The sequence below is a fragment of the Pseudarthrobacter woesei genome (assembly GCF_055412745.1).
In genome coordinates this window covers 227743-240149 of record NZ_JBVAYU010000005.1, presented here as the reverse complement: position 1 = coordinate 240149, position 12407 = coordinate 227743, and the positions used below count along the sequence as shown (strand labels likewise).

Genomic DNA, 12407 nt, shown 5'->3' with positions numbered 1-12407 from the left:
GCGGCGTAGCTAGTGCGTGGCGCCCGCGGCCAGCTTATGATCCGACGTGGTGGCCAGCGTGGTGCGGACGACCACGGCGAGCGCCGCCGCCATGAGCCCCACGGGCAGGGACGCCGTGAGGCCCCCCGGCGGGACCTGTTCGACCGCATACGGGACGTGGACGAACCCTCCGCGTGTTCCGGGGCGCAGCCGCAGTGCGTGCATGAGCCCGTAGAAGAGGTGATTGCAGACGTAGGTCCCTGCCGTCTGGGATACCTCGGCGGGGATCTGCTCGGCCCCCAGCGCCGCCAGGGCAGCCTTCACCGGCAGCGAGCTGAAATACGCAGCCGGTCCGCCGGGGACCACGGGCTCATCCACCGGGGCATTGCCCGCGTTATCAGGAATCCGTGCGTCGTCGCAGTTGATGGCAATCCGTTCAAGCGAGATGCGGGACCTGCCGCCGGCCTGGCCGGCGCAAATCACCAGTTGCGGGCTGTAATGTCCCAGCGCTTCCTCCAGCGCACGGATCGAGTCCCCGAAGACGCAGGGCAGCTCCACCGTCCGCACGTCGTGCCCCTCGGCCCGCAGCAGCACCCCGGCTTCCCGCGCCGCCGTCCAGGACGGGTTGGTGCTTTCGCCGCCGAACGGCTCGAATCCTGTCAGGAGAATCATCGCCCCAGCCTAGCAACGTGGCCGAAAGGCCGGACCGGATGCTTGACTTAAACTAGAACATACCTTCGAATATAGTCATGAGATGGGACGCACAGGCACTCACGCCAGCTGTCAACACAGCGGCTGGCGGGACGGCACCGGCAGCCAACAGCGGGGGCGCTGGGCCGCCGGCCGCCCCAGCCGTCGATGCCTTGCTGCCGCTGCTCGGGCTGGTGCGATCCGTTACGACCCCTGAGTTTGCCGGGGTCACTTTCCATGAGGTCACCGCCAAATCGGTGCTCAACAAGGTGGCCGCCGGTTCGCAGATGCCGTTCGAATGGACGATCAATCCTTACCGCGGCTGCAGCCACGCCTGCGTCTACTGTTTCGCCCGGAAGAGCCACACCTATCTGGACTTCGACGCCGGCCTGGACTTTGACAGCCAGGTGGTGGTCAAGATCAACGCGGCCGAGGTCCTGCGCAAGGAGCTGGCTAAACCATCTTGGGCGTGCCAGCACGTGGCCCTGGGCACCAACACGGATCCGTACCAGCGCGCCGAGGGCCGCTACCGGCTCATGCCGGGCATCATCGGCGCCCTGGCCGACTCGGGCACTCCCCTGTCCATCCTGACCAAGGGCACCCTGCTTGCCCGGGACATCCCGCTGCTGAAGCACGCCGCCGCCCAGGTCCCCGTTGGGGTGGGCATTTCGCTGGCGATGACGGACGAGCGCCTTTCGGAGGCCGTGGAGCCCGGGACGCCCGGCCCGCGGGCACGCCTGAAACTCATTTCCCGGCTGCGGGAGGCGGGGCTGCCATGCGGCGTGATGGCCATGCCTATCCTGCCGTGGCTCTCGGACAGCGACGATGCCCTGGATGCCCTCTTCGGTTCCCTCGCGGCGGCCGGCGCTACGGGCGTCACCGCCGGAGCCCTCTACCTCAAGCCCGGGACCAGGGAGTGGTTCATGCAGTGGATCGCCAAGGAGCATCCCCAGCTCGCCGGCAAGTACCGGCGGCTGTACGGTGCCGGCTCCTATGCCTCGAAGGACTACCGGACCTGGCTGTCCGGCCGCATCCGCTATTTCAAGTCCCTGCACGGCTTTTCCGGCTCGCAGGGCCTCAGTCACCGGAACGTCCACGGTGATCCCCATAACCCCGATCCCCGGCAGGAAGAGGCCCAGTATCCGGCCGGCAGCCTCCCCGAGACAGCGGGCCACTCCGGCCGGAATGGAGGTCCGGCAGCCCCCGCGGCCCAGCCCACCTTATTCTGATCAGGCCCCCGGCCTAGAGGGCCTTCACCGCGCCCAGCACCTTGGCGAGCGAGTCTTTCGCGTCGCCGAAGAGGAGCGTGGTCTTCGGGTCGTACAGGAGTTCGTTCTCGATGCCCGCGAAGCCGGGGCGCATCGAGCGCTTCAGGAACACCACTTGCCCGGCCTGGGCCACCTCGAGGATCGGCATACCAAAGATGGGTGCCCCGGGCGTTGACTTCGCCGCCGGATTCACCACGTCATTGGCGCCGACCACCAAGGCGACGTCGGTGTTCGGGAACTCCGGATTGGCTTCCTCAAGCTCCTTCAGGGCCTCGTAGGGCACGTTGGCTTCGGCGAGCAGCACATTCATGTGGCCCGGCATCCGCCCTGCCACCGGATGGATGGCGAAAACGACTTCGACGCCGCGGGCCTTCAGCGCCGTGGCGAGCTCCGCGACGGTGTGCTGGCCCTGAGCCACGGCCAGCCCGTACCCGGGGACGATCACCACCCGCTGCGCATAGCCCAACTGGACTGCGACGTCCTCGGGTGAGGACGAGCGGACCGGCCGTTCACTCTGGACGGTCGAGCCCGCCGTCGAGCCTCCCCGGAAAGCACCGAACATGATGCCCGCCACCCCGCGGCCCATGGCGGACGCCATCACCTTGGTCAGTATGGTGCCGCTGGCCCCCACGAGCGTGCCGGCGACGAGCAGCAGCACATTGCCGAGCACGATGCCGGAGGCCGCCACCGCGAGGCCGGTGAAAGCGTTGAGCAGCGAGATCACGATGGGCACGTCGGCGCCGCCGACGGGCAGCACCAGCAGGAGTCCGGCCGCCAGCCCCAGGACCAGCAGCGCTATGGCCCAGGCCCCCGAACCCGTGAGGATGATGAAAACTCCGGCGGCGACCGCACCCAGCAGGACAACAGCCATGATCACGGGCATGCCGGGAAAGAGCAGGGGGCGGGTGCTGATCAGCTCCTGCAGCTTGCCCACCGTCACCGCGGAGCCGGCGAAGGACACCGCGCCGACGGCCATGGTGAAGACCACGGCCAGCCGCACCCACGGGTCATCGCTGTGCCCGAGCTCCAGCACGGCGACCAGCGCGGCAGCCCCGCCGCCTACCCCATTGAACAAGGCGACGAGCTGGGGCATCTGGGTCATCTGCACGCGCCGGGCCACCGGGACTGCCACGGCGGAGCCGACGGCGATCGCGGCCAGGATCAGCGGGATATTCTCCAGCTTCGCGGACAAGAACACGGTGATGACGGCCACGACGGCGCCGGCGGCGCCGATGGCATTGCCGCGCCGGGCGGTCCGGGGCGAACTCAGGCCCTTAAGCGCGAGGATGAAGCAGACGGCGGCGACCAGGTAGAACAGGGCGGTCCACTCCGGGGCGAGCACGCTCACGTGCCGTCCTCCCCTGCCGGGCGTCCGGATCGGGGGTGGGCCGGCTTCCGTCCGCCCTTCCGTCCGCCGAACATCTCAAGCATCCGGTCGGTGACGACGAATCCGCCGACGAGGTTCGCTGTTGCGAGCACCACGGCGAGTAGGGCGATCATGAGCAACCACGGCTCGCTGGCTTGTCCTGCCACGATGATCGCGCCGACGAGGATGATGCCGTGGATGGCATTGGCACCGGACATCAGCGGAGTGTGAAGCTTGCTGGTCACCTTGGAGACGACTTCGAAGCCGACGAACACCGCCAGCACCACCACCGTAAGTATCGTGACCGGATCCATCACTGCTGTACCTCCATCACTTGGCTGCCTCCATGGCGTCGGCGGTAGCGGCGTGCCGGACCGAGCCCGCGTGGGTCAGGCAGGCTCCGGCGACGACGTCGTCGTCGAAGTCCGGGGTGACCTGGCCGTCGGCGGTCATCAGGGCAAGCAGGTTGGCGACGTTCTTGGCGAACAGGCGGGACGCATCGGAGGCCATCGCGGAGGCGGCGTCCCGCAGCCCCACGAGGGTCACGAAGCCGCCGGCCACAGGCACCCTGACGTCCTGGCCCGCGATCACCCCCTCGACGTTTCCGCCGGATTCGGCCGCCAGGTCGACGACGACGGATCCGGCCCGCATCCCGGCAACCATGTCCATCGTGACGAGTAGGGGTGCTCGGCGGCCGGGAATGGCTGCCGTGGTGATGAGGACATCCGCCGCCGCGACATGCGGGGCCAGCAGGGCCCGCTGCCGCGTGGCCCGGTCCTCGCCGAGTTCGCGCGCGTAGCCTCCGGCCCCCTCCGCAGCGGCGTCCGCCGTTCGACTGTCCAGGTCCAGGTGGATGAAGGTGCCGCCCATCGAGGCGACTTCATCTGCGGAGGCCGCCCGGATGTCGTTGGCCGAGACCCGGGCGCCCAGGCGTTTGGCGGTGCCGATTGCCTGCAGCCCGGCCACGCCGGCTCCGAGGATCAGCACTCGTGCGGGCGGAATGGTTCCGGCCGCCGTCATGTAGAGCGGGAAGAACCGCGGGTAGCGCAGGGCCGCCTCCAGCACGGCCCGGTAGCCGGAGACGAGGGACTGGGAGCTGAGCGCGTCCATGGACTGGGCGCGGGATATGCGCGGCACGAGTTCCAGCGCGAAGGAGGTGACGCCGGCGTCGGCGAGGGCCCGGACGGTGGGCAGTTCCGAGGCCGGCGAGCCGAATCCGATGGTGATCGTTCCTGGCCGCAGCCTGGCGGCCGTCTCGGTTGCCAGTGGCCGGACGTGCAGGAGGACATCCAGGGCCTCGGGCGGTAGCTCCCGGACAATCGTGGCTCCGGCCGTGGCGTAGGCTGCGTCCGCATACCCGGCTTCCGTACCCGCACCGCCTTCCACGGCGACGTTCAGGCCAAGAGCCGTGAGCTGCTGCACCGTCTCCGGTGTGGCCGCAACCCGTCGTTCCCCCGTATGCTGCTCCCGCCTGACACCGACCTGCACGGGCGACTCCTCTCGATTCGCTTCAGAGTAGTCACATGCCGAACGCTTTGGCGAGAGGCACGGCGCGAAGAATCGCCGCCGGAGGTCATGCGGCCCTGCCGATCAGCCGGCGGGGACAGCCGGGCGGAGGGAATCCTGGAGGTCATCCAGCAGCGCCTCCACGATGGGGAGGTCCGCCGGAATCCAGGGCAGTCCCAGGACTTCCCCGCGGTTCCGCAGCTCGATCCAGCGCAGCTCGTCGTGGTCCTGAAGTGGCCGCGGGTCGCCGTCGACCAGCTCCGCAAACCACACCCGCATCGCGGCGCGCTCGTTGAGCTGCCAGCCGGTGGCGGAACCCGCTTCCAGTTCGGCGCCCAGCCGGACGCTGACGCCGAGTTCTTCGAGCAACTCGCGATGCAACGCCTGCTCGGCCGTCTCGCCGGACTCCACCTTGCCGCCAGGGAACTCCCACATGCCGGCAAATTGCGGGGGTGCCGTGCGCCGTGCGACAAGCAACCTTCCCGGATTTTCCAGGGAGTCCAGTACTGCGCCGCCAACGACGCTTATGAGTCCAGTCACGCCCCCAAGTCTAGGGCGGCGGCCGCCTAAGGGAGAATGGAGGTGGCCGCCTTCCCGATCACCCGGAATACCGAGTGCGTCCGCCCCGTTACACGGACCAGCCCACACATCAGGTTTAACATGCCGCATTTCCCTGGCTCCGGCCGGGAACGTCACCGAAAAGCAGACGAATGACAACCACCACACAAGCCCCGGCCACGCCCAAAACCGGCACACGCCATCTTGCCCTTGCCATCGTCTCCCTTGCAATGGGCGGATTCGGGATCGGCACCACGGAATTCACCATGATGGGCCTGCTCAAGGAAGTGGAGCAGGGGCTCAACATCAGCACCCCGGAAGCCGGCCACCTGATCTCGGCGTACGCGCTGGGCGTCGTCGTCGGCGCCCCGCTCCTGGCCGCCGTCGGCGCCAAAATGCCACGGAAATTCCTGGCCCTGGGGCTCATGCTCTTCTTCAGCATCGCCAACCTCACCTCGTTCATCGCCCCGGACTACGGCACCATGCTGGTCTCCCGCTTCGCGGCGGGTCTCCCGCACGGCGCGTTCTTTGGCGTTGCGGCAGTTATCGCCGCTTCGCTCGTCGCCCCGACCCGGCGCGGCTGGGCAATTTCGATGGTCATGGCCGGCTTGACCATCGCCAATGTTATCGGCGTCCCCTTTGGCACGTGGCTGGGCCAGACGTACGGCTGGCGGCTGCTCTTCCTGCTGGTGGGCCTGATCGGCGTCATCACACTCGTTATGCTCTGGCAATTCGTCCCGTTCCAGAAGCCCCATGCCGACGCCAGCTTCCGCCGCGAGCTCGGTGCGCTCAAGCGGCTCCAGGTCTGGCTGGCCATCCTGATCGGCATTGTCGGCTTCGGCGGTTTCTTCGCCACTTACACCTACATCGCCCACACCATGACTTCGGTGGCCGGCATCCCCCCGGCCTGGCTGCCCCTCGTGGTCGCGCTCTATGGCCTGGGCATGGTGGCCGGCAACATCGTGGGCGGCCGGATTGCGGACAAGTCCGTGATGGGCACCATTTACTGGGTTCTGCCGGGCATCGCCGTGGCGCTCGTGGTTTACGCTGTGGCCGTGCACTGGCCCTGGTCCGCCCTCGTGATGGTGTTCGTGGTGGGCGGCGCCGGCGCAATGCTGGTTCCGGCCCTGCAGACCAGGCTGCTGGACGCCTCCCCCGATGCCCCCTCGCTGGCATCCTCCCTCAACCATGCTGCCCTGAACGTCGCCAACGCGCTGGGCGCCTTCCTCGGCGGGCTCGTCATCGCCTGGGGCTGGGGCTATGTGGCCCCTGCACTTGTCGGCGCAGGCCTGGCTCTCCTGGGGCTAGGTGTCGCCGCCGTCAGTGGCCTGGTGGAACGAAAGAGGCCGCTGGCGCCGTAGCCGCGAAGCGGCATCGGCCCACCGGCCCCTGGATCAGCCGACATCAGCCGAAAGGGCTGTCAGCCGAACGATTCCTTAGCTTGCGCTGACGCGCTGCACATCGGGTTCGAGGTAGATGACCTGCGCAATCGGGACGGCCTCCCGGATCCGGGCCTCGGCGTCGTCAATCACCCTGGCAACGTCCTGTCCAGTGTCCGCCCGGCCGACGCTGATCTTGGCCGCAACCAGCAGTTCCTCGGGGCCCAGATGCAGGGTCTTGAGGTGGATGATGCCGGTTCCGTCCGCCTCGATGGCCGCCCGGATCTTCACAACATCATCCTTCGTGGCGGATTCGCCGAGCAGCAGGGACTTGGTCTCGATGGCCAGCACCGCCGCGATTGCCACGAGCAGGAAGCCGATCATGGCGGTACCGAGAGCATCCCAGATGCCGTTCCCGGTGATAAGCGTCATGCTCACGCCGAAGAGCGCGAACACCAGGCCCACGAGGGCGCCGAAGTCCTCCAACAGGATGACCGGAAGCTCGGGCTGCTTGGCGCTGCGGATAAACTTGATCCAGCTCTGCTTGCCGCGGACGTGGTTCGATTCGATGATCGCGGTCCGGAATGAGAAGGATTCGGCGACGATGGCGCCGATGAGGACCGCGAGCGGCACCCACCAGAAGGCACCCTCGATGGCGTGCGGGTGCTGGATCTTTCCCCAGGCTTCATACAGCGCGAAAAGCCCGCCGACGCTGAACAGCACGATCGAGACGATGAACGCGTAGATGTAGCGCTCCCGCCCGTAGCCGAAGGGGTGCTCCGGGCTCGCTGCCCTCTTGGCGCGCTTCCCGCCGACCAGCAACAGAATCTGGTTGCCGGAGTCGGCGAGCGAGTGGATCGCTTCCGCCAGCATCGACGAGGAGAACGTCAGGAAATACGCGACGAATTTCAGGACGGCGATGGTCAGGTTGGCGGCTAGCGCCGCAACAATCGCCTTGGTACCGCCATTTGCAGCCAAAAGAGCTTCTCCTTAGGGGGTTGTTCCGGGGTGGTCGCGGACACCGGCCGATGCCTGCGCCCACAAGGAATACCGTACCCGTGGGACCGGGCCGCGCGCACCGCGAATGCCCGGACGCCGGACAGGGGCGCTGCCTGATCACGGCAGGTAACGATTGCATGTGATCCTGCTGACATTTAAAGCCGCAGGTGTTAGCTTGAAACCATATTCGGGATCCACAATTTGGATGCCGACGAATATGTAGGAGGAGACATGGGCTTTCTTGGCTGGATCATTCTCGGACTCATAGTAGGTGCAATCGTTAAGGCAATCATGCCCGGCAGGGTCGGCGGCGGCTGGGTCACCAGCCTCGTGCTCGGAGTCGTCGGTGCTGTTGTCGGCGGCTGGATCGGCGACCTGCTGTTCGGCGGCGGCAAAATGGAATTCTGGAATCTCGGTTCCTGGCTCCTTGCCATAGTCGGCGGCCTGGCAGTTGCCGGAATTTACGGCGCCATCACAGGACGCAATAAGACCACCACGTAGTCGCCCGGACCGTATTGCACGGACACGACGGCGGGGGCCCACCTTTCGGTGGACCCCCGCCGTATTTCGTGCAGGTGTTCAGCTGGCCGTTGCGCCGGGTTCCGGCCTCGCCGGTTGATTACTTGGGCGCGGTGCTGCCCTGTTGCGCGCGGGCACTGGCGTAGAGGCACACCGTGGCCGCGGTTCCGAGGTTGAGGCTTTCGGCAGCCCCGTAGACGGGCACCGCCACCCGGTGGTCGGCCAGGACGAGCTCATCCCCGGACAGGCCCTGGGCTTCGTTGCCGAAGAGCCACGCCGTCGGGTCCTCCAGCGCGTACCCGGCATCCTGTGCCGGTGCGCCCAGCCTGCGGGCTGCGTTCTGGTCCTGGAGCCTGTCCATGTTCAGCTCCCCGTTGCCGTCCGCGGCCAGGACGCCGATTCCGCGTTCCTTGCAGCGGGCCACGATCTCCTCGACTTCGGCGCCGAGCACGACGGGCAGGTGAAAGAGGGATCCTGCCGTCGACCGCACGGCTTTGGGGTTGTAGATGTCGACGCTGGAGGCGGTCAGGATGACGGCGTCCGCACCGGCCGCGTCGGCTGCCCGCAGAACGGTGCCGGCGTTTCCGGGGTCCCGGACCGCGCACAACACGGCAACCAGCCGCGGTCCGGCGTCGAGCACGTGCTCGAGGCCCGCGTCCAGGAAGCCGCAGACCGCGAGAATGCCCTGCGGGTTGACTGTGTCCGCCATCGCGGCGAGTACCTCGTCCGTGGCGAGGTAGGCGGTGGTGCCCTCCGCGAGTGTCTCCAGGTCCGGGTGCCGGTCCAGGCAGGACTCGCTCGCGTAGACCTCATAGACGATGCCGGGCTCCCCCGCGGCAATCCTCTTCTGGTGCAGGACCAGGGCTTCGCGGACCGCCTGCGGCCCTTCCGCGAGGAACTCGCGGCGCTTTAAACGGGCCGGGCGCCCGGCAAGTTGTGCCACCTTCCTCACCCGATCAGCTCGAGGGTTGGAGAGTAAGACATCTTGCGGGCGCCCGGTTTCGTTCATATAAGAACCTTAGTAGCTTTTCCAGCCGGTTCTTGAACGACGCAGTTCGTGAGCTACGTCAGGTACTATTCGGCAGCCGTGTCAGCGGCCGGCTTGGCAGCGGACTTCTTGGCGGGGGTCTTCTTCGCGGCCGGCTTCTTGGCGGCCGGTGCAGCCTCAGCCTGGACGGCCGGAGCGGACGTGTCGGCGGGCAGCGAGTCTTTGGCGATCTTGACCAGCGCGGCGAAGGCGTTGGCGTCGGAGACGGCAAGTTCGGCCAGCATACGGCGGTCAACCTCGACCTCAGCGGCCTTGAGGCCCTGGATCAGACGGTTGTAGGTCAGGCCGTTGGCGCGGGAAGCAGCGTTGATGCGCTGGATCCACAGGCGGCGGAAGTCGCCCTTCTTCTTTTTGCGGTCGCCGTAGCTGTACACAAACGAGTGCAGCAGCTGCTCTTTGGCCTTGCGGTACAGGCGTGAACGCTGTCCACGGTAGCCCTTTGCGCGTTCGAGGATAACCCTGCGCTTCTTGTGGGCGTTTACCGCCCTCTTCACACGTGCCACGTGCGTACTCCTTAGAATTCTGATCCCAAGCGTCTACTGCCGGAACAACCGGCTGGCCTGAGAAGCCTTTTTGGTAGTTGACTGCTGCCAGGTGGCAACCAGTCAGAGAACTTGGAACTTAGATGCCGAGCATCTTCCGGATGACCTTGGCGTCGCCCTTGAAGACGATCTTGTCGCCGGCAAGGCGGCGGGTCAGCCTGGAGGACTTGTGCTCGAGGTAGTGGCGGCGGTTGGCCTGCTGGCGGCGCAGCTTGCCGCTACCGGTCAGCTTGAAGCGCTTCTTGGCACCACTGTGGGTCTTCATCTTCGGCATGGGAACCGATCTCCTTACGTATCCGCAGACAAGGTCTGCAGTCTTTCGTGCAGCCACCCCTTCGGGCGGCGTGCTGGTTGCTTGCTGCCGGACATTGCTGTCCGGCAGCCGTGAACTAGTTGGTCTTCTTGGTTCCCGGCCGAACGGCGGCTTTGGGAGCAGCCGGCCGTGCCGCAGGCTTCGGTGCCGCAGGACGCGGTACCGGCTTCGGTGCTGCTGCCGGAGCTGCCTTTTCAGTCTCGGGGGCCTTGGCAACCTCGGCGGCCTTGGCCGGTACGGCCTTGGCCGCGGCGGGAACCTTGGCCGGTGCGGCCTTGGGGGCCGCGGCGGGAGCCTTGGCTACGGGCGGCTTGGCGGCGGCCTTCGGAGCTTCGCGCTTCGGAGCAGCCTTGGCGGCCTTGGGGGCCTCCTGCTTGGCGGCTTCCTGGACGGGAGCCTTTTCTGCCGGAACTTCCTCCACCTTCGCCTCGGCGGCGGTGGCCTCCGGAGCTACGGCTACCTTGACGGTAGTTTCCTCAGGTGCGGCCGCTTCGGCCGGGGCCTCGACGACGGCGGGAGCTGCTTCCGCTGCGGGGGCTTCCGTTGCCGGAGTCTCCGTCTCGGTGACCGCTGCCTGAGGTGCCTCAGCCTCGGGTGCCTCTGACTTGACGACGTATCCTTCGGGAAGGAGCTCGGCCAGCGACTGCGTCAACGGAGCGCTGCCACCGGAGACGTCGACGCGGCCCGATGCCTTGGCTTCGTTCTCGGCCTTGGCGTCGGCGCGCTGCGATGCGCGTCGGGCCTCCGCCTTGGCCTCGGCCTTGTTCTTCAGGGGGCCCACCACCATGACCATGTTGCGGCCATCGATCCGCGGGCTGGACTCCACAACGCCAACTTCGGAGACGTCGTCGGCAAAGCGCTGGAGCAGGCGGATGCCCATCTCGGGGCGCTGCTGCTCACGGCCGCGGAACTGGATCATGGCCTTAACCTTGTCACCGGCACCGAGGAAGCGGAGCGCGTGTCCGCGCTTCGTCTCGTAGTCATGGGTGTCGATCTTCAGGCGGAAACGGATTTCCTTCAGAACCGTGTTGGTCTGGTTCTTCCGGGCCTCGCGTGCCTTGACCGCAGCTTCGTACTTGTACTTGCCGAAGTCCATCAGCTTGCACACCGGAGGCTTAGCCTGAGGTGCAACTTCAACGAGATCAAGATCCGCTTCGGCAGCCAAACGCAGGGCATCCTCAATACGGACAACTCCTACTTGTTCGCCTGCAGGGCCGACCAGCCGCACCTCGGGGACGCGGATACGCTCATTGATTCTTGGCTCGCTAATGTTAAGGCTCCTGTGTTTGTGAGGGGTATTCCACCGGCAAAAAGAGAAGGCCTCCAATTGCCGGAGCAATCGAAGGCCTCGAGGATCGGAACTGCCTTCCTCCTTTCGGAGGCGGCATACATTTCCGCCAGGCTGACGCCCGGGTAAATGCCCGACCAGGTACCCGGCAACCTTGCTTCTTGCGAAGCCTCCCGAAGGAGAGCGGCTGACGCGGGTGGGAGAGAACTCCGCTTGCAAACTGAAAAACGATTCTACAGAAAGAATCCCATCCGGCGCACATCCATGACTGATCATGTTTGGCGCGGTGGGGTTTCCTCCTGTAGTCATTCACGGCAGTGTCACTCAAAACAGTGCTACCCAAAGCCGTGAAAATAACGACATCCAGTCGGTCTGTGACAAGCTTACCAGCATGAGCACAGCAGATAGTAATTCACACGTTTACGAGCCCGCCGGTGTCCAGGGCGATGTCTCACAACAGATCCGCGACATCTCCGAGGTCCCCGCGATCGAGGTCATCACCACCGCCGCCGTGCACCTCATGAGTGCCGCCGCAGTGAAGCTCGGCCTCGCCGCCGAGGAGAACGCCGAAGAGCTCAAGGACCTGGACGAAGCCCGGAAACTGATCACGGCCCTCGCCGGCCTGGTCACCGCGGCCGCGCCAGAGATCGGTTCGCAGCATGCGGGCCCCTTGCGCGACGGGCTGCGGTCGCTGCAGCTGGCCTTCCGCGAGGAATCAATCATTCCGGATGCCCCGGGCAAGGGCCCGGGCGAGAAGTACACCGGCCCGGTCAACTAGGCAGGCAGCAAGGCAGGCAGGCACCAGTCAGTACGCGGCGGCGGCCGGACCCCCGGGTCCGGCCGCCGCCGTCGTTAAGGCCGGCGTTGTGAACGCCGCCGTCGTCAGGGCCTGCGTTGTTAGCGCCGCCGTCGCAAGCGCGGGCGGGTTGACGCCCTCTTGGCTGCCGCCCGT

The 12407-nt window shown here is 66.6% G+C and carries 14 protein-coding genes; 4 read left to right on the top strand and 10 right to left on the bottom strand.

Features of this window, described 5'->3' with window-relative positions:
• Window positions 1–9: 9 nt before the first annotated feature.
• Window positions 10–651: a pyroglutamyl-peptidase I gene (gene pcp, locus ACZYZE_RS09975; protein ID WP_463907501.1), complete on the bottom strand. Its 642-nt coding sequence runs from the start codon at window positions 649–651 to the stop codon at window positions 10–12.
• Window positions 652–728: 77 nt separating this feature from the next.
• On the opposite strand from pcp, the gene ACZYZE_RS09970 reads away from it, so the two are divergent.
• Window positions 729–1898: an Rv2578c family radical SAM protein gene (locus ACZYZE_RS09970; RefSeq protein WP_463907500.1), complete on the top strand. Its 1170-nt coding sequence runs from the start codon at window positions 729–731 to the stop codon at window positions 1896–1898.
• A 13-nt stretch (window positions 1899–1911) separates the two neighbouring features.
• On the opposite strand, the gene ACZYZE_RS09965 is transcribed toward ACZYZE_RS09970, so the two are convergent.
• The 4 genes from ACZYZE_RS09965 to ACZYZE_RS09950 form a co-directional block, all read right to left on the bottom strand.
• The gene (locus ACZYZE_RS09965) at window positions 1912–3285 is read right to left on the bottom strand and encodes an NAD(P)(+) transhydrogenase (Re/Si-specific) subunit beta (RefSeq protein WP_463907499.1); all 1374 of its coding nucleotides are present in this window, start codon (window positions 3283–3285) and stop codon (window positions 1912–1914) included.
• Window positions 3282–3617 carry an NAD(P) transhydrogenase subunit alpha part 2 gene (locus tag ACZYZE_RS09960; protein WP_459318744.1) on the bottom strand — a complete coding sequence of 112 codons (336 nt, stop codon included), beginning with the start codon at window positions 3615–3617 and terminating at the stop codon, window positions 3282–3284. Before ACZYZE_RS09960 ends, ACZYZE_RS09965 begins: the two co-directional genes overlap by 4 nt.
• Before the next feature lie 16 nt (window positions 3618–3633).
• Window positions 3634–4791: a Re/Si-specific NAD(P)(+) transhydrogenase subunit alpha gene (locus ACZYZE_RS09955; protein WP_463907498.1), complete on the bottom strand. Its 1158-nt coding sequence runs from the start codon at window positions 4789–4791 to the stop codon at window positions 3634–3636.
• Window positions 4792–4893: 102 nt separating this feature from the next.
• Window positions 4894–5349, bottom strand: a complete 456-nt coding sequence (locus ACZYZE_RS09950; RefSeq protein WP_463907497.1) for a (deoxy)nucleoside triphosphate pyrophosphohydrolase — start codon at window positions 5347–5349, stop codon at window positions 4894–4896.
• Between the two features lie 170 nt (window positions 5350–5519).
• Between ACZYZE_RS09950 and ACZYZE_RS09945 the strand changes: the two genes are divergently transcribed.
• Window positions 5520–6728, top strand: a complete 1209-nt coding sequence (locus tag ACZYZE_RS09945) for an MFS transporter (RefSeq protein ID WP_463907496.1) — start codon at window positions 5520–5522, stop codon at window positions 6726–6728.
• Between the two features lie 75 nt (window positions 6729–6803).
• Here ACZYZE_RS09945 and ACZYZE_RS09940 read toward each other — a convergent pair whose 3' ends face one another.
• Window positions 6804–7724 carry a cation diffusion facilitator family transporter gene (locus ACZYZE_RS09940; protein WP_459318724.1) on the bottom strand — a complete coding sequence of 307 codons (921 nt, stop codon included), beginning with the start codon at window positions 7722–7724 and terminating at the stop codon, window positions 6804–6806.
• A gap of 252 nt (window positions 7725–7976) precedes the next feature.
• Here ACZYZE_RS09940 and ACZYZE_RS09935 point away from each other — a divergent pair, with 252 nt between their 5' ends.
• Window positions 7977–8246 (top strand): GlsB/YeaQ/YmgE family stress response membrane protein, encoded by a 270-nt coding sequence (locus ACZYZE_RS09935; RefSeq protein WP_459318723.1) that lies wholly within the window; start codon window positions 7977–7979, stop codon window positions 8244–8246.
• A gap of 118 nt (window positions 8247–8364) precedes the next feature.
• Here the strand turns inward: ACZYZE_RS09935 and ACZYZE_RS09930 are convergent, their stop codons facing one another.
• From ACZYZE_RS09930 to infC, 4 genes are all read right to left on the bottom strand, one after another.
• A complete protein-coding gene (locus ACZYZE_RS09930) occupies window positions 8365–9273 on the bottom strand; it encodes a TrmH family RNA methyltransferase (RefSeq protein ID WP_463907495.1) in 909 nt (302 codons plus the stop codon).
• 65 nt (window positions 9274–9338) lie between these two features.
• Window positions 9339–9815: a 50S ribosomal protein L20 gene (rplT, locus tag ACZYZE_RS09925; RefSeq protein WP_459318721.1), complete on the bottom strand. Its 477-nt coding sequence runs from the start codon at window positions 9813–9815 to the stop codon at window positions 9339–9341.
• Window positions 9816–9933: 118 nt separating this feature from the next.
• Window positions 9934–10128: a 50S ribosomal protein L35 gene (rpmI, locus tag ACZYZE_RS09920; RefSeq protein ID WP_009358635.1), complete on the bottom strand. Its 195-nt coding sequence runs from the start codon at window positions 10126–10128 to the stop codon at window positions 9934–9936.
• A gap of 115 nt (window positions 10129–10243) precedes the next feature.
• Window positions 10244–11494: a translation initiation factor IF-3 gene (infC, locus tag ACZYZE_RS09915; protein ID WP_463907515.1), complete on the bottom strand. Its 1251-nt coding sequence runs from the start codon at window positions 11492–11494 to the stop codon at window positions 10244–10246.
• Between the two features lie 352 nt (window positions 11495–11846).
• On the opposite strand from infC, the gene ACZYZE_RS09910 reads away from it, so the two are divergent.
• On the top strand, window positions 11847–12233 hold the full coding sequence (locus tag ACZYZE_RS09910) for a DUF1844 domain-containing protein (protein ID WP_463907494.1): 387 nt from the start codon (window positions 11847–11849) through the stop codon (window positions 12231–12233).
• The last annotated feature ends 174 nt before the right edge of the window (window positions 12234–12407 follow it).

Excerpts from the sequence above, each read along its gene's own strand:
- ACZYZE_RS09930 (WP_463907495.1), bottom strand. The coding sequence starts at position 9,273 with ATGAACGAAACCGGGCGCCCGCAAGATGTCTTACTCTCCAACCCTCGA.
- pcp (WP_463907501.1), bottom strand. The coding sequence starts at position 651 with ATGATTCTCCTGACAGGATTCGAGCCGTTCGGCGGCGAAAGCACCAAC.
- rpmI (WP_009358635.1), bottom strand. The coding sequence starts at position 10,128 with ATGCCGAAGATGAAGACCCACAGTGGTGCCAAGAAGCGCTTCAAGCTG.
- ACZYZE_RS09935 (WP_459318723.1), top strand. The coding sequence starts at position 7,977 with ATGGGCTTTCTTGGCTGGATCATTCTCGGACTCATAGTAGGTGCAATC.
- ACZYZE_RS09945 (WP_463907496.1), top strand. The coding sequence starts at position 5,520 with ATGACAACCACCACACAAGCCCCGGCCACGCCCAAAACCGGCACACGC.
- ACZYZE_RS09970 (WP_463907500.1), top strand. The coding sequence starts at position 729 with ATGAGATGGGACGCACAGGCACTCACGCCAGCTGTCAACACAGCGGCT.
- ACZYZE_RS09960 (WP_459318744.1), bottom strand. The coding sequence starts at position 3,617 with ATGGATCCGGTCACGATACTTACGGTGGTGGTGCTGGCGGTGTTCGTC.
- ACZYZE_RS09910 (WP_463907494.1), top strand. The coding sequence starts at position 11,847 with ATGAGCACAGCAGATAGTAATTCACACGTTTACGAGCCCGCCGGTGTC.